The sequence below is a fragment of the Kyrpidia spormannii genome, from assembly GCF_002804065.1.
Taxonomy (GTDB): domain Bacteria; phylum Bacillota; class Bacilli; order Kyrpidiales; family Kyrpidiaceae; genus Kyrpidia; species Kyrpidia spormannii.
Window position 1 is genome coordinate 3,198,355 of record NZ_CP024955.1, and the last position, 20,241, is coordinate 3,218,595.

The following is a 20,241-nucleotide window of genomic DNA, read 5'->3' on the forward strand; positions in this document are numbered from 1 at the left end:
CCTCCTATCCTTTGATGTGAATGCGGATCTCCGCGCTCATCCCCGGCGACAGGTCGGCCCCGTGCTGGTCGTCAATGCTGATCTTGATCGGGATCCGCTGGGTGACCTTGGTGAAGTTGCCGCTGGTGTTGAGCGCCGGAATGGCCGAGAAAGTTGAATTGGTGGCCTGGCCGATGTCCATCACCCTACCCGTAAAACGAAGGCCCGGAAAACTGTCCACCGTAAAATCCACCGGTTCGCCGAGACGGATCTTCCCGAGGTTCGTCTCCTCGATGTTCGCTTCCACGTAGAGATTCTTCTTGTTGACGATGAGCGCGACCGGTTGTCCCGGTGAAACCACCTCCCCCACCTTGGCCAGGGTCTTGATCACCGTCCCGCTGGCGGGCGCCCGGAGCAGGGCGTTGTCGAGCAGGCTGTTCGGCAGATTGCTGACATCCTGCTGGCCCACGATCTGGTCGGCGACCACGTAGTCCCCTTCGCGGATGTTTAAGGAAATCAGCTTCCCGGCTGTACGGGGCATCACGCGATAGATGTCCCCGTCGATCCGTGCGTCGTCGGTGGATACATAATGCGACGCCTGATACCAGTAATAGGCGCCGATGCCCCCGCCGCCGAGGACGATCGCAATCACGAGGATGATGAGGATGATCTTCCGTTTCATGACCGCGTCAATGGTCCCTCCCTCTTTCTTCGCCCGATGCCCGGCGCAAGCCCGGGGTGGGCGTTCTCTCTGTCGGGTTTGCCGTTGCGGCAGCGCACAGGCACCAGCGACATGATTCTTTACGCACAAAAAAAGACTCGTCGTTCCCAATTTCCGGATATGGCCGAGGCTCCCACCGCCTCCTTCCACGAAATCGTTAGTGTGCGAACGATCTCGGTGTATTCTATATTAACGCAAAGCGGCAACCGTGAACAGAGTTTGAAAAAAGAAAGGACGCCGGCCACAAGTCGCGGCCGGCCACGGGAGGGGCTTTTGCGCCGGATTTCTTGCCTTTTTATCATCTGGGAAGGATTGTTGTGTGGCTGTTGCGTGGTTCAGAAAAGGTTGGATGCCCCGGCCCCGCCGGATCAACCCGCGGACCCGCCGCTCGAGGTGCCGGAGGTGCTCCCCGATCCGCCGGCCACCCAGGGCTTCTCAAAAACCATCTTGAGATTGTCGAACTGGGCCGCGGTGTTGGCGAGCTGCTGCTTCAATTGATCCACCTTGGCCTGGGCCGCCACCACGTCCGCCTGGATGCCGGTCCCGTACTGGTACTGGATCTGGGCGAGCTTCAGGCTTTGCTCGGCGGCCGCGAGCTGGGACTGGAGCGATTGATACTGATCCCGGAGCTCGAGCAGCCCGTTGTAGGCGGAGCGCACCGCGCGGGAAAGTTGGTCTTGCAGATCCTGAACGGTGTTGGCCGCCTTTTGCACATCGATCTGCTTCGCCTCATACGGGTCCGGGTTCATTTTGTCGTTGAAGGTGTACAGGTCAAGCTGCAGCTTCGCGAGGTTGACCTGTTGCTCGGCCTGCCAGATCGCCGGGCTGTCCGAAGTCACCCGGGCCACCTGGGCTTCGGGATCCACGTTTTTGAGATCGTCGACCTGGGGCTGGTCCACCACCTGGTACTTGGCATCCGTGGGGAGCCCCGTCAGGCTGTTGAGCCGCTGGTAGGCGTCGGTTACCGCCTTGTTGGCCGCCTCAAGACCGGCTTTCGCGGCTTGGAGCCCCTGCATGGCCTGTTGCCACTGGATGTCGCTCACAGTCCCGTACTGATGGCCAACCGTGGCAATGTTCGCCTGGACCTGGGCGTTTTTCAGGGCCGCTTCGGCCGCCTGTTGCTGGGCCTCGGCTTGGAGGATACCGTTGTACGCCTGTTTTACGGCGTAGGTCACCACATCCTGGGCCATGGTGTACGCCCGGAAGGACATCTGGTGAGCGATGGATGCCTGGGCATACCCCGCATAGATCTGGGTGGTCGTGGTATCGCCGCCCCGGGCGGGCACGAATTCCACGTTATCCGAGACTTTGTCCAGAACCTTGCTGGTCCGCGTGATGTCTTCCAGGGCATTCTTCACCTTGTAACTATTGGCGTAGGCCAGCTCCAGCGCTTTCTCGTAGGTCAAGGGGACATTCGTCGTGTCCGGAGAGACCCCGGAGGTGATGGCCCCCTGGGTCGACAACACCAGGGTTTTCGTGCCGTCGATCCACTCACTGTCCCCGCCCAGCCACTGGGCAACCGGATTTGGCGGGACAAAGATTGCTCCGTCCAACAGAACCGGAGCCGTGGGCAACGGAACTTGGCTGCCACCGCGCCAGGCCATACTGGATCCAACCGTCAGGGTTACGTTCTGAGAACCCTTCGTTAAGGTAACCGTCTTAGAGCCTTCGTCTTGTTTAATCAGTGCCCCGAATTGTTTCGCCAATTGGTCAGCGGGTACAAGAACCTGGCCGTCCACCAACCGGGGCATGGACGTCCATTGCTGGGCTTGGCCGTTCACCACCACCTGCACCGGCTCCGCCTGCACGTCGGCCGCAAACACCGGAGCCGATCCGGCCAGCATCGCCGTCAACGTCAGCACAGCCACGGGCTTCCACTTCACGCCAGGACCCTCCTTCCAAACATGATTCCGAGCTACGGTTCTGCAACGTACCGGCCGAATGGACTCCTGCGTCTTCGCAAAGCGTGGTTGATTGGAGCCGCCAAGTATCCCCTGGAAGGGGAAGGGCCCCATAAAGGGGCCCTCCTTCGGCAGCCTCAGCCACCTATCTGTTTCGACTGTCAAGCGACAAATTATTGTTGGCTGGTCACCGTCACCGTCTGGGTGTTTTGATCCCAGCTCAGTTGCGCGCCGAGCGCCTGGCCGATCCAGCGAATCGGGAGCATCACGCGGCCATCGTTGTACAACTCCGGCGCCACGTCCATCTGGACCGCCACACCATTGACGACCATGGTGGTGCTGCCCACCGTCATCTTCGCCACCGTGTTGCCCTTGAAGATGGTCACGGATTTATCCGCACCGTTCCAGACGATGTGGTCGTCAGTTACCCCCAGGGCGTTGGCCACAAACCGCACCGGCAACATCACGCGGCCGTCGTTCTTGAGGTACGGAGCCACGTCCATGGTCTGCTGTACACCGTTGACCGTGTAGCTGTTGCTACCCACGGTGAAGGTCGCCACATTGGAGCCGGACTGTGCCGGAGTGGTGACGTTGGCAATCGTCGTGCTGGCAGCGGTTTTGTTGTTGTCATACCAGGTCTGCACGGCATACGCGCCCTTGAGGTCTGGGTTTGCATCTTTTGCATAGGCCGTGTAAGACACAGATGAACCCTTGACCTTCAGCACAATGCTCCCTTGGGGTACCGTGCGGTCGAGCTTCAGCTTCGCATCCGAGATCGTAATCTGGCTCGGCGTCGTACTTTCGGCATCTACATAGAAGTCGAGGTAGCCTTTGTTGTCACTGCCGAGACCGGCGGTTATATCCTTGATCCGGAGGTCGCCTTGGGTGACCTCAACTTTGGGCGTGCCATCGAATTGCACACCATACGGCAGTTCAAGGTGGACCTGGTTGTAACCAGAGCCTACATCGGAATTCTTAGCAAATCCGCCGGCCACATTTTCGGTCAGTGTAATTGTACCGATTGCCTGACCGCCGGAGCCAACGATCACACTGGGCGTCGTATCCGCCTTCACAGAGATGGGCGTCTGAACGGTAGCTACCGTGATGTTCCCGGTCACACCCTCGCTGCCACCGAGCTGAATCGTCAGATCCCCACTGAATCCGGGCTGCAGAGCAACCTGCATATTCCGCAGGTCGATTTCACCCGGGTTGGTGGAATTTTTGTTTGAACTTCCATTAATGACCAGTTTCAGGGTCCTGCGGTCGGTGTCCGTATAAAGCACTTGGGGAGTCCCCAAACCATTGGTGGCGGTGATTGACCCAACGTAGTTCCCGTTTGGGTCTTTACTGTTTTCGAAAGGAGTCTCCCACCGAGCTCCATCAGGCAATTGCAATGTCACGGTACGACCATCAATGAAGGAACCAGGTACAGTTTCCTTAATGATGATGTCGCCGATGATCTGTTCCTTCTTGCCAGCGATGAGCGTCGGCTTGCTCACCACAGACGATTCAAAACCAACCTGACCATAATGGCCGACAACCAAGCTCGATACGTTTGTACTGGAGGCACCTGTGACCTGAACCGTTACGTCACCGTTTCGAGCCACGGTTTCGTCATCAACATAGAAATGCAACCCTGTAATTAGCCAACCGCTAGCTTGTGTGGTCGAAGCCGTTGTTGAGATCCAAAGGTCTTGATCCTGAACGTGAATTTGCATATTAGTTTGCGGCTTCGCCTCTTGGCCGTACACCAGAGCTGCGGACGCATTTTGTGAATCTGTATGCCACTTAAATCCACTGGGCAGTTTCAATTTCAGCGCATTGGTGCTCGTCTTAAGGGATCCCGCAACTTCCTCGTTCACGGCAAGGTTAAACTTGAAGTCATCGCTGCTGCTCTGGGTGTCAGTAGCTGCTAAGTCGACTTTTCCGGAAGATACCACATTAGCAACGGCGACAGTACCCGTTGGCAGCGCGCTGTTTGAAGGCGCAATCAGCGTTGCGTTAACTGGACCGTCGGAGGGTCCGGTCACGTTGACTTGTGGCAGGTGCAAAAGGAGGTGCACATCATCGTATTGCGTCCCTGACACCACTTTAACTTTCAGCAATGTTGCACTGGGGATTTCCCACGTTACTGTAGCGTCAGTACTTATGGCATTCCCTACCGCCACATCCACGTATGGCGCTGGCACGATTGGGGTGTTGCGGCTGCCAGTCTTGGCGGGTAACCCGACGGGATACGTTACACCATTAACCGCCACGTTGGTTGTTATTGTAGGTGCTGTTGTACCATCAAGCATGGTAACCGACGCATTTCCCGGCGAACCATTTACATTGGTCGTTTGCCACTTGGTTCCCACAACGGCGGGGTCAAACTGAAAGCCGTTTGGCAACATAAGAGTAACTTGGTTATCCTGACCACTCGCTAAAGCACCTTTGGGAATGAACAGATCAACCGTTCCCAAATCAGCAGTTTGCACAGAACTATTAATATTCGGCACGACCAACGCTGTCGCCGTTCCGGCCGCATGGGCCACCGTCGCGGTCAAGAAGGGCAGCGCCACAGCCGCCGGCGTAGTGCCGAAGAGAGCTGCGGTGGAAAGTACTGCAAGAGCCTTTTTGCCTTTGTTCATAACCCTCGTTTCTCCTCCCCCGTGTGTGTCTACTGAAATGAGGCGTGATGCAGGTGGTTCTTTTTCTGGATGGTCGTCCCCACTCGGGCCGGAGATCCTCAGCCGGCTTTCTTCCCTTCGGTCGAGGCGCACGACACTGTGCGCGACTCCAATCATCGAAGAAAGGCTGGTTATGTATCCGCCGCCCTGCGGGGCCGCATCACTCCCTTCAGTGGCGTGTAGTGGGCCGGGCGCATCGCACCGGGCCCGCATGAACATGCTAATCCTTGGGGTCTCTGCGCTCAACCCTCCGGGGCGCGATGTGCGGCTTCGCCTTCACTTCCTCACCCGGAACCCGCTCCCCTGGGGCCTTTCACTAGTACTGACGACGAGACCTTCGAAAAGGTTCCCCGGGGAGAGGATTTTTTTCACCCCATCTCCCGCGGGAAAAATAGCCAAAATCCCACGAGTGCTATTATAGTCTGTCCGCCGGCAAAGGTAAAGGGCGGCGTCTCTCCTTTCTCACCCACCCAGAAATCTTCCGGATCCGCGAGTGCTCTCAGTCTAGTTCATTTTTCCGGCCGGCGCAAATTCACAAATCATCGTTTCTATGCGAAAGATTTTTAGAGGGACCTTTTCGCCAGGATTTCGGCGTAGACCTCCTCGGTGCTCCTCACCATGCGCTCTAGCGAGTACAGGCTCGCCACGGCGTCCGGATCGGGGAGGACCACCCGTTCCCGGACCATGCCGTCCACCGCAGCGGCAAGGGTATAGGGATCCCCCGGGGACACCAGGCGCACTCCCGCCAACCCCTCGCCCACTTCGGCGAAGCCTCCCACCCGGCTGGCCACAACCGGCTTGCCACACGCCAGAGCCTCAAGCAGCGCCAGGCCAAAGCCTTCGGAGAGAGACGGGAGCACAACGATATCCACCGCCCGCAGCCATCGCTCGACGTCTGGTTGATAGCCGACGATCCTCACCCGCTCCTCCAGTCCCGCCTCTTGGATGCGGCGGGCGAGCTGCGTTTTGAGCGGACCGTCGCCAATCCAAACAAAGCTGCCGACAAAGCCCCCCTTGACCAGCTCCCGGGCGGCATCGAGGAGCACGTCATAGCCCTTGGCGGCGTGCATCCGAGCCACGGTGCCAATCAGCGGGCGGGGCAGGTTGAGAGACACGGCGTCGCCGTCGGGATGAAAACGGGAGGTGTCGATGCCGTTGTGGATCACCGTGAGACGTTCGAGAGGAATGCCCCCGGCGGCGAGGTCGTCCCGCAGGGCCCGGGAAACGCAGATGAATCGGTCGGTCTGGCGCCGGGTCAGGTGCTCCAGGCCGACGAAGAGCCACCGTTTGAGGGGGTCGGGATAGTCTGTCGCAAGCACGCTGTGGACGGTGGTAACCACCGGCACGCCCGCTCTTCGGGCCGCCAGGCGGCCGATGACGTTGGCCCGGACCCCGTGAGTGTGAAGGAGGACGATGTTTTGAGCCCGGGCGTAATCCACCACCTCGGCGATGGCCCGCCAGGGGGAGCGGGACAAGACCCGCACCGGCACCCCCACCGCCCGCATGCGGGAGGCCAACTCACCCTCGTAGAAGACGGCCAGGCGCGGCTCCACCCGCTTGACGCTTCGCAGCAGGTCGAAGACGTGCTGTTCCGCGCCGCCGAACTCCCCCGCGCCGATCATGGTGAGCACCCGCATCCCAAGGCCTCCTCGCGCCGTATTCCCTTCCGATCGTAGACCACCGGGAGGGCGTTGGCAAGAGGGAAGGGCATCGGCGGTGTGGGCGCGGGGATATTTTGTGGGGGAACAGGTTGTCAGCAGAGGCTCCTCGCTCGTGGTGCGCCAGGCCGCCGTCGCCCGCGTCACGGTAAGCCCCCTACAGCAGGCCCCCTTGGCCGCAGCACTGCTGACGGAAGGGCTGAGAGCAAAAGGAAAGACATCGTAGGAGCCGCAGCGGGGTTTGCGGCGGCAAGGACGGCACCTGTATGGAGACGCCCCGCGGAGGCTTCCGCACGTGCCCCGGAAACCAGGGATGGTGCAATCGTTCACGGCACAAAAGAACGCCCTTCTCCCATCCAAGGAGAGGGCGTTGTGTGAAAGTGTTCGCACAGTCGACACATCTGCACTCGTCTTCGCGATCATCAATACCACTAGAAAAGACCGCCCCTGAGCCACTGGGTTGGCGGTCTTTTCGCCTAATCCGGAGGAGCCGCCCTTGTGAGCGCTCCTATGCGACCATCGGCGCCCCCGCACCGTTGGCCTTATTTTTTACACATTTACAGTAGCACGAAACATCGCCCGCAGCAGTACGTCATCCGCTGTTCAAGTCCTGTTTCCTCAGTACAGAAGCACGCCCTTGTCGGGGGGTCTCCTGTAAATTACTGGTCAGAACAAAATTGGGCGATAACAAGCGCGCTGTATTGTCGCCACCAAACTTAACATCGATACGTATAACGGTTATAAACGGTTTTAACGACTGGCGGATGAGCTTCGGAAATCCGCGATGCGGGGGTGATCCCATTGCGCCAAGTACGCCGGAAGGTCACGAGGATCGGCAACAGCGTCGGCATCACGTTCACAAAGGATGCGCTGCGGGCTCTTGGCCTGCACATGGGGGACGAGGTCGAGCTTACGGTCAACGAGTCAAACCGTGAAATCATCATCCGCAAAGCGCCGAGCATTCCGCTGGGGCTTGACCCGCAGTTCTTCGAAGTCTTATCCGCCGCCACAATATGGGTTCTCGGTAATGTTGTAATTGTCGGATGAGGACGTGCTCAGGACCTTGGAAGACCAGTCCCGAAACTAGAACATTTGTGTCTAGGCACCAGAGTCGCGTCATGTTTACTGTTTCACATCGGTTCGTTTGTTAAAAAGTTCTTGCCGGACACGTTCCACTTCCGCCACCAATTCCTCCGGTGAGATCCCTCGAGTTTTCGCTTCGTGTTCGAGTTGACGAGTAAGCAGTTCTAGACCGGAGACTGGCTCGATGATGATCCTTCTCCCTTCTTGGCGAATAACGAGCGGAGTATCAGCAGAGATATGCAATGCTTCGCGGATATTTTTTGGGATAGTTACCTGTCCGCGTTCCGTTGGATGTATAATGCGCTCCATTCGTCACGACTCCTTCACTTTGGGATATTCTTATTTTCTTATTTTCGTACCGCATTGGCAAGTGCACAAATGTCTACGTCATCCGCTGTTCGAGCCGTGTTTTCTCAGTACAGGAGCACCCTTTGTCGGGGGCTCGCAACTGCTCACATAAACCTTAATAAAGATTGATATTCCTCATCATTTTGTGTAATATTATCTCATGAAGGTTTCCATTGGTAGAGCCGCCAAAGAGTTGGGAGTTGCCCCGGAGACCCTTCGCCGCTGGGAGGCGGAAGGAAAAATCCGGGTGGAGCGGACGCCGGGCGGGCACCGTCGGTACGACCTGGCCAGCCTTCGCGGGTGGGCCCGCAAGAAACCGGAACCGAAAGAGCGGATCACTCTCGCCTATGCCCGGGCCTCCACTCACGACCAGAAGGGGGATTTGGAACGGCAAGTGGAGTTGCTGGAGACGTTCTGCGCCCGGAAATCCGCGATGCCGAGGTGATCCCATTGCGCCAAGTACGCCGGTAGGTTACGAAGATCGGCAGCAGCGTCGGCATCACGTTCACAAAGGATGCGCTGCGGGCTCTTGGCCTGCACATGGGGGACGAAGTCAAGCTTACGGTCAACGAGTCAAACTGTGAAATCATCATCCGCAAAGCGCCGAGCATTCCGCCGGGGCTTGACCCGCATTTCTTCGAAGTCTTATCCGCCAACTCGGTCCAGAAATACAGCCACACGCACTACGGGAACCACCCTCCCCCCAATGGAAGAGGCGGAGAATTGGCACGGCCATTCGGCCATGTCCGTGGTTGGGAAGATGCCGTCCAGGATTGTCTGCGGGTGGTTCAGAGCCGTCGGTAGGCTTCTCCCCGCGGACGAACAGCCACAATCTCAATGATCCGTTCCTCGGTGCGGATCGTGAAAATAAGGCGCCAGTCACCCACACGCATCCTACAGAGTCCGGACACTCCTTGGAGGGGCGGATATCTTTTCCTGGACCTGGTGTTGGATCTTTGGCAATCCGATCGATGGCGCGGATTGTACGCTCTTTCTGCTTGCGGTCGAGCCGCCACAGTGTTGCGGCGGCCTCACGCGACACAATCACGCGCCACTCACTCACTCCTCCAACTCCTTCCGTAAATCATTCCATTCCACGTACTCCCCGAGTTGGATCTGCTCCCGACCACGCTGTACCCTTCCTGATCTTCGAGAGACAGCGTATCATCCGGATCAACGAGTCGCACCTTTTTTGGCCGCAGCAGAATACCTTCGGGTACCCGTTCAAATATCACATAGTCGCCCTCCTCGAGACCAATTGCGTCTCGGATCGACTTCGGGATCGTCACCTGACCGTGGCTGGTGACTTTACTTTGTCTCACTCGTCACTTCGCCCCTTCCGTTGATCGGTTTGTCGATTCATAAATATTATTTCTTATTTCTTATTCTATGCGCTGTGCACAAAGGGGGTGATCAACAGCCTGGAAGTTTGTGAACATCTATAGACGAACATACGTTTCTGTTATACAATCGTCTCATGAAACTCTCCGATTGGGCTAGGCAACAAGGAATCTCCTGCATGACCGCTTGGCGTTGGTGGAAAGACGGCAAGCTGCCTGTACCTGCCCGTCAGACCGAATCCGGTACGATCCTGGTGGATGTCCCTCCGACCCGTGAAGGCGGCCGGACGGTCGTGTATGCCCGGGTGTCCTCTCACGACCAGAGGAGTGACTTGGACAGGCAAGTGTCTCGAATCACCCAGTGGGCAACCGAGCGAGATCTCGTCGTGGACGAGGTGGTGACGGAGGTCGGATCGGGGATGAACGGGAAATGTCTAAAGCTCCGGCGTATTTTGGCGGATGCGCGGGTGACGACCATCATTGTGGAACACCGGGATCGACTGGCGAGGTTTGGCGTGGAGTACCTGGAATCTGCACTGGCTGCTCAGGGCCGTCACATTGTGGTGGTGGATGCCGGGGAGACCCGCGACGATCTGGTCCGGAACATGATCGAGGTCATGACATCGTTCTGCGCGCGGCCCTGCGGCCGACGGGGAGCACGGAATCGGGCTTTGCGGGCTGTGACCGCCGCTAAAAAGGACGGGAAAGAATCATGAAGGCGCTTCAGGCGTACCGCTTTGCACTCGATCCTTCGCCGCATCAGGAGAGGATGCTGGCCTCCCACACCGGAGCCCGGCGGTTTGCCTTTAACTGGGGGCTGGCATTGGTGAAAGAGCGTTTGAAGGCCAGAGGACGAGGCGAAGATGTCGAAGTGCCGTGGACCCTTGCCGCCCTTCGGAAGGAGTGGAACCGGCAGAAGGAACAAGTCGCCCCGTGGTGGCGGGAGAATTCCAAGGAAGCGTACTCGGCGGGGCTGGACGGCCTGGCCCGGGGGCTGAAGGCGTTTTTCGACAGCCGGTCCGGGAAGCGGAAGGGGCGTCGGGTGGGGTTTCCGAAGTTCCGGAAGAAGGGCCGGGGTCGGGAATCGGTGCGGTTCACGACGGGAGCGATCCGGGTGGACGACAAAAGCCACGTCGTTTTGCCCCGGATCGGGCGGGTGAGAACGCACGAGATGACCACGGCGCTCTTGGAGCGGGTGCAAAGTGACCGGGCGCGGATCCTGTCGGCGACCGTCTCCCGGGAAGGCGGGCGATGGTTTGTGAGTTTCACCTGCGAAGTGGAGCGGGACGCCGGGCGGCCGAAGCGCCCCCGGGACGTGGTGGGAGTGGACGCCGGGCTGAAACACCTGGCGGTCCTGTCAACGGGGGAGAAGGTGCCGAACCCGCAACCCTTGCGCAAGGCATTGCGAAAGATCGCGCGGTTGAACCGGGAGTTGGTCCGGCGAAAACGCAGAAGCCGACACTGGGAGGATACCCGTCGGCGGCTGAACCGGGCCCACGCGAGGGTGGCGAGAATTCGCTTGGACGCCATGCACAAGCTGACTCACCGGCTGGCGACCACGTTTGGCACCGTCGTGGTGGAAGACCTGAATGTGGCGGGGATGGGGCGGAACCGGCGATTGTCCCGGGCGATCTACGACGCGGGGCTGGCGGAGTTGAGACGGCAGTTGCAGTATAAATGCGAGTGGTACGGGTCCCGTCTTGTCCAGGCCCCCAGGATGTATCCCAGTTCCAAGACCTGCTCCAGGTGTGGGGCGATCAAGGAATTCCTTCCGCTTTGGGAGCGGGTGTATCGGTGTGAAGAGTGCGGGACGGTGATGGACCGGGACGAGAATGCGGCGATAGTTACTCCCACGCAACACAAACGATCGCAACGGCGCAAAATGGCATTCGATTCGGTTCAACCATGATGCCTGGGTCGGTGTAAAAACCAGTTCTACATCGTTTTCTGCAGCCCACTCAGTCACAGTACGATGCTTGTGAGGTGAAAAATTGTCCAAGACCACGTACAGCCGTTCAGACCGGTGATACCGCCGGCGGAGCACCTTGAGAAAACGCAGTATGTCCTGGTGCTTCTTGCTGGATGAGACGTGCCCATACAGTTTATCCGCTTTCAGATCCAGAGCCGCAAAAAAGTGCCTCACCCCGTGGGTGCGGCGGTACGTTGCCGGCAATCGATCGGGCCGACTTTTCGGGTACCATCCGCAACCGGAAAACGGCTGAATGGACAACGGTCCAAACTCGTCAACGCAGATGACCCGTCCGTCTTTGGGCGGATTCCGGTAGAGCGACTGGATTCGTTTTTTTTACCTCAAAGTCAGGATCATTCGAGGCTTTCCATGTCTTGGTATGCTGGTAGGTGATGTCGGCTTCCTCCAGAATGACACGGATAGTCTCAATGCTAATGGAGATCACGATGCCCCGCCTTTCGGCCTCCTCTTTGAGCTTGGACAGTGACCAATGGGTAAAGGGCAAACCCAGGGTGTTTGGCGGGATCTGGGCCAACTCAATGATCGCGGCTCTTTGTTCTTCGGTAAAGGTCCGCGGTCGTCCGCCCCTGTACCGAGGTTTTAAGGCCACAAATCCGTGCTGATTGAAGGCATGAATAATATGACGAATGTGCTCTTGAGACAGATGATACAACTCGGAGATCTCCGGCACCTTCATCTTTTGAGCGGAAGCCAACACGACCAAAGCCCGTCGCACTTCAACGGGGTTGGATCCTTTGCGAGCAATCTTTACAAGTTTATTTCCCTCTTCAGGTGTCAGGTCTCGGACAAAGATGCACATGATGATCACCACCTGGGATGATCATTCGACAGACAACTGGACATTCCTTCCGATTTATCCAACTATGTTTTCTGAAGGGGCACTAGAACTAGCCCTCATTCTCGGCGCTTCCAAATAACGTATCTCCAAATGAAAAGAATTACCCCCATAATAACTACAATAGCCGCTGCTGCTTCGGATCGATACTTGTAATAATGGCGCCCCAAATTGATGATCCGAGTCATGTTATCAACGAGGTACCTGTTGGCATCGATCTCTTGAAACGAATTTGGGTCAGCAAAAGCATTCATAATGGGTTGGACAATTCCAAAAACTGTCCTCCTAGCCTCATTTGATAGGCTTGTCCCATCATTAAGCAATATGATGACGATCGTAAGTATTATTGCACCCACGGTGACAATCGTGCGCATATCGATCTCCTCAGCTGACAAGTTTGCCACCTCAAAGGAGAAACAAACCGTACTGAATACATCTGGAAATCATTAGGTGTTTTGGAAACGCACAGAGTAAGTCTCTTGCCAGAGTCGCTTTCTCCCCTATCCCTTATCCCAGAGACAAAGGGGGCATGATGAGCGTGATCGAACCATAATAGCCATCAATTCAGTCCTGCTCGTAATCGCAATCAGCAACACCACTAGAAAACTCCGCCCATGACCGACCCGGATAAAGGCCTTGGCACTTCAAGCGGAGGAGCCGCCCCTGTAAAGGCTCTTGCGCGACCATCGGTCTCCGACCACCGACGGCCTTATCTTTTGCACTTTTACAATAGCACGAAACATTGCCATCCGCAATATGTCATCTCATGGACAGAGCCCGTTTACGTAAAGCAGCCAGACTGTCCTCCATCCGTCCACGCAGACACAATGTCCCTTGCGGTTTGGCAAAAGGTAGAGAGGGCATCTATGTACTCAGCTCCTTCCATGGGTTTCCCGTGGCAAGGCCTAAAAGCTCCTTCGACAACCGGGCGAATCTGAGAAGGTAACTGCTGGTCAGGAACAGGAAATTTGTCAGGGCCCGCGCATTGAGTATCTGTTCACTTGGTTCAGCATTTGAGACTATAATATGGCTAGACAGTCTGGCTAAATTCGCGCTTACCCATCTTGCGAGGGAAGGGATGGTCATGGACAAGACCTGGCAGCTTCAGGATGCCAAAAATCGCCTCAGTGAACTTGTGAACAAGGCCATGCGGAACGGTCCGCAGATGATTACGGTGCGCGGGAAACCCGCGGTCGTCGTGGTGTCCGTTCAGGAATATGAGCGTTTAGCACATCCAAAGGCCAGTCTGGTGGAATTTTTTCGAAATTCCCCTCTGGTCGGGGTTGAACTGGACGTAGAACGAGTCCGGGACCATCCGCGGGAGACTGGACTGTGAAATACTTACTGGACACCTGTGTCATTTCTGAACTGGTCAAGAGGGCTCCCGCTCCCGCAGTCCTGAGGTGGGTCGAGAACCAGGATGAGGAAAACCTGTATTTGAGCGTATTAACCCTGGGAGAACTGCAACGCGGTGTGAGTAAGTTGTTGGATCGCAGTCGCGCAGAACAATTGCAGGCGTGGTTGAAAGACGACTTAACCCAGCGTTTTCAGAGACGCATCTTGCCCGTCGACCAAAAGGTGGCGGTGGCTTGGGGCGAAATCAGTGGAGACGCGGCGCGGCGAGGAGAAACACTCCCTGTCATGGATAGTCTCATTGCAGCCACCGCCCGGGTTCATGGCCTGGTTGTGGTCACGCGAAACGTACGCGACATAGAACGTTGCCGCGTTCCGGTTACGAATCCTTGGCCGGACACGCGCGCCGACCTGTAATCGCCCCCTCAAACGATGCGCGGTTCCCCAGGGCGACCCTTTATCCAGCACGCGATGGTTTGCTAAAAGTCCACAACCGGAGAAGATGCTGCTGAAAATTGCCCGCTGTCCGGCTATAATGAAGAGGCTCAGGACAAGGCTCCATCAGGGGCGGCCCTCCCTGATCCCTGATTCCACAGGGGGAAGGGAGGTGGTGCGGTGAGCGTATTTGAAGCACTCATGGTGGCCATCAATGTAGCCATGCTCGTCATCGCGATCATCAACGCCAATAGAAAAGACCGCCCCTGATGCACCGGGCAAGCGGTCTTTTCGCGTAAACCGGAGGAGCCGCCCCTGAAAGGGCTCCTGGGCGGCCGTCGGTGTCGCCAACACCGGCGGCCTTATTTTGTGCATCTTTATCGTAGCATGAAAATATCCCCGAAGCAACGCGGGCTTTGCACCGGAACGTCTTCCAAAAATCGCTTTAACAGCCGGAGAATGTCCGAGTCGTAGCAAAGCGCGGGACAAACCAGCTCGAGAGTGAGAGACCGTCTCTCGGTCCAGAAATACAGCCACACGCACTACGGGAACAACCCCCCCAATGGAAGAGGCGGAGAATTGGCACGACCATTCGGCCAATCCTCCGCCTCCGTTCTTGACCTGCCATCCCCCTTGCGGCGAACAGCAGCGTTTATCTCTGAATTTACTGTACCCAATGGGAACAAAAAATTCAACCTCCCGCAATCACTCAGTGGCACCTTCACAAACGAGTCATTACCTGAATTCCGGAAGCAGATTCGCCACGATGGCTCTGGTGAATCCCAAACGGGGGAGGTGAAGTGTCGTACACCCGTCCATCGATGACCTCTAGGACCACCGGACCCGCTCCCGAGTTCCCCTAGCCTTTCAACCCTTCAGTGAGGCCGGCGCGAAGACACGCACCTGTGTCGAGTTCATCTGCTACACCTGCGCGGGATATTTTCCCGGTTCGGTTCCAGACAAATGCTGTCATTCAAAACACGTCTCTCAATTTGATGACGAGGTCGTCAAAGATGCGCACCGGTATTTCCCCATCCCCGCCGTACACATCGGGCTGCTGAAAAACATTGTCCTCCCAGTGATAGACCTCCACCGTCTCGTGCTCAGGATCGACGATCCAGTACTCTCTGACGCCGGCGATACGGTATTTTGTCATTTTCACGCTCCGGTCCTTCTCCGCCGTCGATTTGCCGAGTACTTCGACGATGAGATCTGGAGCACCCACGCAACCTTGCGGCCGAATTTTGCCCGGATCGCAGATGACCGCAATATCCGGCTCCACGTGCTCATCGTCGTCCTCCTTCCACCACACGCCAAAGGGGGCCGGATAGGCAAAACATTCCCGCCCTTTCAGGTAGATGCTGAACTCCCGAAGCAGATTCGTCACAATTCTTTGGTGAATCTCGGACGGCGGAGGGGACATGTCGTACACCCTGCCATCAATCACCTCATACCGTTCAGGCAAAATCGGCTGGCGTGAATCGTGATCCTGCTGCATCCCGCAACGTCCTTTCCACTCGTGTTTGGGTTACCAGCGCCCGACCGGCCACGTCACCGTGGCGTTCCGAATCGTCCCGTCGATGGGCCGGGACTTCCGGAACTTCACCCACCCGCCCCGGGGCAAGAAGACTTTTGACCAGACACCCCGCCCGTCCGCGTCCTTGGTCGTCAGGTCGAGTTTGATCTGTTTCGGGTCCGGAAAGGGCAGGATCAAACAACTTATCGAACTCGGCAGCATCCAAAGAACTCCGGATGGCCACCCACTCTTCTCTCCCTTCCCGTCGACGATCCACCCCCCGGCCATCTGAAAACGTACTTGGAGACTCGTGGTATCAGCAGCTGCCGGGATATCTTATCAAAACTATCCAACAAACCGCTGTCGGCCTGACCTGTGTCTCCTTCCATCCGGAAGGGAGCCGCCCCCGGGGTGGGCGCGCTTCTCGGCGTGTGCTTCCTCCCGCATCCGACCGCCTAAGATCGGCAAGCCGGTCCCCGAAGAGAGAAGCTCAGGGCCATCCCGTACCACACGGGCACTCGAGAAAGGCAGGGGCGTGAATCCCTGTCCCGTCCAGGCGGTTAGCCTCCCGCGAGACCAGAGGGGTATTTTGCCCTCAGGCAACCTCTGGCTTTGGGTCATCCCCTTTGCGGGGATACACGAATGTCTTCGTCCATTTCCTGTACAGGTTCATCATCCCCACAAAATCCGCGTCCGCGCTGTACCGGTGGTTCGGGTTCTTGCATGTGAACCGTGAGCCGTTGCGTTCCCCGAGCACCTTGCAGTGCGGACAGACCTGGGAGGTATAGGCCGGGTTGCGCTCCACCGTCAGAATCCCTTCCCGAAACGCCAAGTCCCGGACCCATTTCATGATCTGTCCGCGCAACCAATACGCCCGTTTGTGGTTCTTCCGCCCGCTTTTGCTCATCCTCTCCTTGGGCGGCCGGTACCGGCGCAGGTGCTCGAACACGATCACCCTTGCGCCGTGCTCCATCGCGAATTGGACAATGGTTACGGCCGTCTGCTTGGCCGCGTTCTCGTCCAGGTTCCGGATCTTGTTCCACAAGTTCGCGTTGTCCTGGACGCCCGGCTGGAGCCGTCCGCTTTGCTCCCGCTTGCGGTGGATTGCCGTCAACAGCCGGTGCCGGCGATGGTTCAGGGCTCTGCCGTCCACGAACCTCGTGGTCGCCAGCCGCCCTTCCACAAACGCTCCCATCACCGCCAGCCTGCCCACGCCCAGGTCCACCGCAACCACCGGCATCTGTGGGTCTGCCCGGCGCTGTTCCTCTGCCTTCCGGGGTTTGTCTACGGATTTCTCCATCGGGATGTGCAGCGCATACCGCACCCCGCCCGGATACCGTTTATCCCGCTTCCCGTGCACCGTCAGGGATTTCGCCACCCATGTCCGGCCCCCTTTTTCTTCGCCGGAACCGGCCTGGCCCGTCTTTGAACGTTTCCTTTCCCGAGCGATGCGTTCTTTCTCCAGGGCGGACCCGGCGAGAAGCGATTCGGCCTGGGCATGAACCACCACCGGCAGCGACACCTTTTCCCACTTCTGCCCCGTGTGCAGTTTCAGGATAATGAACGTATGCCGCTTTTTCTTCTGCGGGTTTAGGTCATACGCGGGGTGCTCGACCATCCCCGCATAAAACGTCACCGGTTCGTTCGGTGCGCCGGGTCGTGGTTCCCGCCCGCGCTGGTCCGGTGCTGTTTCCTCCCAAGTTTTCAGGTGGCTCCACCAGGAACGCACCTTGCCAATCGCCTGGTTGATCGCCGCCCGCCGCAACTCCGTCGGCATTCCTCTGGCCGCCGGAACGTGTTCGTCGAGCGGCCACCCCGGGTTCGGGTGGGCTTTGGTCGCCAGGGTGTGAAACTCCGCGAAGGTCAACAGTTCCTGGTTGGTGCGCGTTCGTTCTTTGATAGACCCGTCCTTCTTCCGAACCTGAACCGGCTCGTCCAACACGTTCAGATGGGCCGCGAAAAAGTCCATGTAAAAGGCGACCACCTGGTTATAGATATCCTTCGTCCGCTCCAGCGCCTCCGTCTTGCACCGATGGACCTCCCTGTGAATCCCGATGCGGATCGCCCTGATGACAGTCGCCAGCGTCCTCACCTCCCATCTCGTTCATGGCTTTTTGGACCTTTTTCCGGAACTCCTGCGACCGCTTGCCGTACATCCGGGCTGAAAACACGGTGATGATCGTCAACAGATCCTCCACCAGCTCCTGCTGGGATGTCTTGGGCTCGGTCTTGTGAGTGGACTCGACCGTCACCCCGTGGCTTTCGAAAAACCGTTCCAGATACCGGTATCCGAACCGCGCCAGCCTGTCCGGGTATTCAATCAGTACCCGGTCGATCTCCCCGTCTTCCGCAAGTTTGAGCAGGGCCGCCAGTTGTTTCCGGTTCTCGCCCACCCCCGACGCCTGTTCGGAAAACACCCGGACCACATCGTACCCGCGCTCTTCCGCATACCGCTCCAGCCGTTCCCGCTGCCGCTGGAGATTGCCGTCCGCCTTTTGCTTGGCCGAAGACACCCGGGCGTAGATCGCCGTCCGGTCCCCGGCCCGTTTCCCCAAAAGTCGCCTCACCTCCTCGACGTCGAACAACCTGTGGTTCCCCGGCGAACGAATGGAATGAATCTTTCCATCCCTGTCCCAGCGTCGGATCGTCTGCACGGTCAGTCCCAGCATTTTTGCCACTTTGCCGATGGGGAGATACTGTGTGTCTTTCATGAATATATATTATTATAAAATATGGTCTATGCAGATATATTTTTAACCTCCAAGTTCTTTAGCTATCCAGAATTCGCAGCAACTCCGCTGTGGAATACACTTTGCACACATCCTGTGCCTCTTCGAAATCCTTGTCCTGGCTCCAAATCGGCCAATCGTGTTCCAGCGCGAGAGCTAACGTAGGAACATCGTTGGGATCGCGTTGGTGCAGGCAATGCCACGCCTTCTCCCAAGCTGGTCCAAGTGTCGATGGAGCGACGATCTCCACCGGCAGTATTCGCCATACGGACCACAACAGTTTTTCGTTAAGGTTTTTCCGCTCAGCTAAGATGGGAAGATACTTTTCAACTTCGGAATACGCCTGCACCGTCGCATATAGTTCAGGAGCTTTTAAATGAAGGACAATGCGTTGAGCTGCCTTTCCGCCAATCACGATGGACAATAGAGCGTTCGCATCAATCACGATTTTTTCGATAGGCTTCAAAATCCGCCATGACCTCCTGCTCGGATACGTGCAACCTCTCCAGTTGCTCCTGCAATTGGCGAGACAGTTGCTCATACATGGCCTTTTTCACGATGTCAGGCGGCAACATGGACTCATCCCAAGGCAAGAAGACTCCGGCGGGCGTAGATCCGCGCATGATGATGATGGGTTCAGACGTTTTCAGGTGTTGAGTCGCGTGATCGCGGAACTCTTTAATACTGATCATCTTCATGGTGACCACCTCTGTGGTCATTATAACTGATTCGCATCTGGTTGCAAAACGGGCTCCATACTCGTTACCAGCCGGCCGGGCCATGAAAGTTCTTCACGGACGCGTTCGCATTCCGCCATAAGAGTCTCTACAGGTATGCCCTCACCCACTCTGAGCACACGCCAAACGCATTCATGCTAAGAACTCTTGTCGATATCCTCAATAATCTGTAAGAAGAGAAGACCTTTGGAGCGCTTTCTGGCAATGGGTCGCACCTTAATCGCGAGCCATGCTACTGCAGCCATAAACGTTTAGCTCACATGAACTGACGAATCAGGAATCGACGAACATGGCAGACGTGCCCACCCTGAAAAAGGAAGGCTCCGCAGACGTTAATGGGCGAATAAACACTTCAATATGCAATCACTATTCGTGTCGTGAAGTTCCTCTTTCGAATATAAATTTCCGATTACTCTGTCCAATGTCTTCCTAGCGTAGACATTTTTACTCGGTAGTTTTTCAAAAGGTGGACACGACACCCCCTCAGTTTTCGACAACCCATCGTCTTCCACCCGCCACTCCCCACTCAATCCCGCACGCAGCACATGATCGCTCACCCGATCCCCGGCCCCCCCGGTCCCCCGGTCCTTCACCACCCCTTGCATTTCCATATCCCCGGCCTTGCATTTTTTAAGCAGTTCCTTTCCTTCGGTCCCCAAGTCAATGGCCTCATGGCGGTTTTCCGGGGTGATCTTCGCCAGCAACTCCTCTAAAGACGGTTTTCGCTTTCGCGGAACCACGGTAATTGTGCGGTTTATCAGCCTGAGTTCGACCTCAGATCCCTGTTGAATCGAAATGCTTTCGGCAAAGGCGCTAGGCAGGCGTATGGCCAGGCTGTTGCCCCACTTCTGCACTCTCGTCCTGAAGGCACTGCGCTCCCCTCCTTACCCGCAGATCCCTTGTCCATCATTAAACCCGACCGGGGCAAGAAAGCGCGCCCAGAGCCA

22 protein-coding genes and 2 pseudogenes are annotated in these 20,241 nt (G+C 57.2%); 8 read left to right on the forward strand and 16 right to left on the reverse strand.

Going from position 1 to position 20,241, the window contains the following annotated elements; genetic code table 11:
• Positions 1-4: 4 nt before the first annotated feature.
• From CVV65_RS15675 to CVV65_RS15690, 4 genes are all read right to left on the reverse strand, one after another.
• Positions 5-661, reverse strand: a complete 657-nt coding sequence (locus CVV65_RS15675) for an HlyD family secretion protein (RefSeq protein ID WP_100669580.1) — start codon at positions 659-661, stop codon at positions 5-7.
• A 407-nt stretch (positions 662-1,068) separates the two neighbouring features.
• Positions 1,069-2,583 carry a stalk domain-containing protein gene (locus tag CVV65_RS15680; protein WP_100668940.1) on the reverse strand — a complete coding sequence of 505 codons (1,515 nt, stop codon included), beginning with the start codon at positions 2,581-2,583 and terminating at the stop codon, positions 1,069-1,071.
• Positions 2,584-2,774: 191 nt separating this feature from the next.
• Positions 2,775-5,231 (reverse strand): copper amine oxidase N-terminal domain-containing protein, encoded by a 2,457-nt coding sequence (locus tag CVV65_RS15685; protein WP_157935563.1) that lies wholly within the window; start codon positions 5,229-5,231, stop codon positions 2,775-2,777.
• Positions 5,232-5,833: 602 nt separating this feature from the next.
• Entirely contained in the window at positions 5,834-6,907 is a 1,074-nt protein-coding gene (locus CVV65_RS15690) for a glycosyltransferase (RefSeq protein ID WP_198592064.1), read from the reverse strand.
• 79 nt (positions 6,908-6,986) lie between these two features.
• Here CVV65_RS15690 and CVV65_RS17015 point away from each other — a divergent pair, with 79 nt between their 5' ends.
• Together CVV65_RS17015 and CVV65_RS15695 are read left to right on the forward strand one after the other, a co-directional pair.
• Positions 6,987-7,154 (forward strand): hypothetical protein, encoded by a 168-nt coding sequence (locus CVV65_RS17015; RefSeq protein ID WP_198592065.1) that lies wholly within the window; start codon positions 6,987-6,989, stop codon positions 7,152-7,154.
• A 575-nt stretch (positions 7,155-7,729) separates the two neighbouring features.
• Positions 7,730-7,975, forward strand: coding sequence for an AbrB/MazE/SpoVT family DNA-binding domain-containing protein (locus CVV65_RS15695; RefSeq protein ID WP_100668943.1), 246 nt, complete (start codon positions 7,730-7,732; stop codon positions 7,973-7,975).
• Positions 7,976-8,050: 75 nt separating this feature from the next.
• Here the strand turns inward: CVV65_RS15695 and CVV65_RS15700 are convergent, their stop codons facing one another.
• Positions 8,051-8,320 carry an AbrB/MazE/SpoVT family DNA-binding domain-containing protein gene (locus CVV65_RS15700; RefSeq protein WP_100668944.1) on the reverse strand — a complete coding sequence of 90 codons (270 nt, stop codon included), beginning with the start codon at positions 8,318-8,320 and terminating at the stop codon, positions 8,051-8,053.
• A gap of 199 nt (positions 8,321-8,519) precedes the next feature.
• Between CVV65_RS15700 and CVV65_RS15705 the strand changes: the two genes are divergently transcribed.
• Positions 8,520-8,804, forward strand: coding sequence for a MerR family DNA-binding transcriptional regulator (locus CVV65_RS15705; RefSeq protein ID WP_232796656.1), 285 nt, complete (start codon positions 8,520-8,522; stop codon positions 8,802-8,804).
• 343 nt (positions 8,805-9,147) lie between these two features.
• Here the strand turns inward: CVV65_RS15705 and CVV65_RS17495 are convergent, their stop codons facing one another.
• Positions 9,148-9,375, reverse strand: a complete 228-nt coding sequence (locus CVV65_RS17495) for a type II toxin-antitoxin system RelE family toxin (protein WP_407928366.1) — start codon at positions 9,373-9,375, stop codon at positions 9,148-9,150.
• A 39-nt stretch (positions 9,376-9,414) separates the two neighbouring features.
• Positions 9,415-9,681, reverse strand: a complete 267-nt coding sequence (locus CVV65_RS15715) for an AbrB/MazE/SpoVT family DNA-binding domain-containing protein (protein ID WP_100668946.1) — start codon at positions 9,679-9,681, stop codon at positions 9,415-9,417.
• A 155-nt stretch (positions 9,682-9,836) separates the two neighbouring features.
• Here CVV65_RS15715 and CVV65_RS15720 point away from each other — a divergent pair, with 155 nt between their 5' ends.
• Positions 9,837-10,415 carry an IS607 family transposase gene (locus CVV65_RS15720; RefSeq protein ID WP_100668947.1) on the forward strand — a complete coding sequence of 193 codons (579 nt, stop codon included), beginning with the start codon at positions 9,837-9,839 and terminating at the stop codon, positions 10,413-10,415.
• The gene (gene tnpB / locus CVV65_RS15725; protein ID WP_133121335.1) at positions 10,412-11,608 is read left to right on the forward strand and encodes an IS607 family element RNA-guided endonuclease TnpB; all 1,197 of its coding nucleotides are present in this window, start codon (positions 10,412-10,414) and stop codon (positions 11,606-11,608) included. Before CVV65_RS15720 ends, tnpB begins: the two co-directional genes overlap by 4 nt.
• Before the next feature lie 3 nt (positions 11,609-11,611).
• On the opposite strand, the pseudogene CVV65_RS17500 reads toward tnpB, so the two are convergent.
• Positions 11,612-11,995, reverse strand: a pseudogene (locus tag CVV65_RS17500) (transposase); the annotation flags it as partial.
• Positions 11,943-12,488, reverse strand: coding sequence for a helix-turn-helix domain-containing protein (locus tag CVV65_RS15735; RefSeq protein WP_133121336.1), 546 nt, complete (start codon positions 12,486-12,488; stop codon positions 11,943-11,945). The pseudogene CVV65_RS17500 and the gene CVV65_RS15735, both read right to left, overlap by 53 nt.
• Positions 12,489-13,608: 1,120 nt before the next feature.
• On the opposite strand from CVV65_RS15735, the gene CVV65_RS15745 reads away from it, so the two are divergent.
• The 3 genes from CVV65_RS15745 (at position 13,609) to CVV65_RS17250 (ending at position 14,582) form a co-directional block, all read left to right on the forward strand.
• Entirely contained in the window at positions 13,609-13,860 is a 252-nt protein-coding gene (locus CVV65_RS15745) for a type II toxin-antitoxin system Phd/YefM family antitoxin (RefSeq protein WP_013077081.1), read from the forward strand.
• On the forward strand, positions 13,857-14,294 hold the full coding sequence (locus tag CVV65_RS15750) for a type II toxin-antitoxin system VapC family toxin (protein WP_100668951.1): 438 nt from the start codon (positions 13,857-13,859) through the stop codon (positions 14,292-14,294). The genes CVV65_RS15745 and CVV65_RS15750 overlap by 4 nt, the downstream gene beginning before the upstream one ends.
• A gap of 198 nt (positions 14,295-14,492) precedes the next feature.
• Positions 14,493-14,582 carry a putative holin-like toxin gene (locus tag CVV65_RS17250; protein WP_232070153.1) on the forward strand — a complete coding sequence of 30 codons (90 nt, stop codon included), beginning with the start codon at positions 14,493-14,495 and terminating at the stop codon, positions 14,580-14,582.
• 703 nt (positions 14,583-15,285) lie between these two features.
• On the opposite strand, the gene CVV65_RS15760 is transcribed toward CVV65_RS17250, so the two are convergent.
• From CVV65_RS15760 to CVV65_RS15785, 7 genes and pseudogenes are all read right to left on the reverse strand, one after another.
• A complete protein-coding gene (locus tag CVV65_RS15760) occupies positions 15,286-15,810 on the reverse strand; it encodes a Uma2 family endonuclease (RefSeq protein WP_100668952.1) in 525 nt (174 codons plus the stop codon).
• Positions 15,811-15,840: 30 nt separating this feature from the next.
• On the reverse strand, positions 15,841-16,050 hold the full coding sequence (locus CVV65_RS15765) for a hypothetical protein (protein ID WP_198592066.1): 210 nt from the start codon (positions 16,048-16,050) through the stop codon (positions 15,841-15,843).
• Between the two features lie 373 nt (positions 16,051-16,423).
• On the reverse strand, positions 16,424-17,920 hold the full coding sequence (locus CVV65_RS15770; protein WP_232796657.1) for a zinc ribbon domain-containing protein: 1,497 nt from the start codon (positions 17,918-17,920) through the stop codon (positions 16,424-16,426).
• Positions 17,817-18,539 carry an IS607 family transposase gene (locus CVV65_RS15775; protein ID WP_100668953.1) on the reverse strand — a complete coding sequence of 241 codons (723 nt, stop codon included), beginning with the start codon at positions 18,537-18,539 and terminating at the stop codon, positions 17,817-17,819. Before CVV65_RS15775 ends, CVV65_RS15770 begins: the two co-directional genes overlap by 104 nt.
• 58 nt (positions 18,540-18,597) lie before the next feature.
• The gene (locus tag CVV65_RS15780) at positions 18,598-19,023 is read right to left on the reverse strand and encodes a PIN domain-containing protein (RefSeq protein ID WP_157935565.1); all 426 of its coding nucleotides are present in this window, start codon (positions 19,021-19,023) and stop codon (positions 18,598-18,600) included.
• On the reverse strand, positions 18,995-19,255 hold the full coding sequence (locus CVV65_RS16845) for a hypothetical protein (RefSeq protein WP_157935566.1): 261 nt from the start codon (positions 19,253-19,255) through the stop codon (positions 18,995-18,997). The genes CVV65_RS15780 and CVV65_RS16845 overlap by 29 nt, the downstream gene beginning before the upstream one ends.
• A 674-nt stretch (positions 19,256-19,929) precedes the next feature.
• Positions 19,930-20,148: pseudogene (locus CVV65_RS15785) on the reverse strand (AbrB/MazE/SpoVT family DNA-binding domain-containing protein); the annotation flags it as partial.
• Between the last annotated feature and the right edge of the window lie 93 nt (positions 20,149-20,241).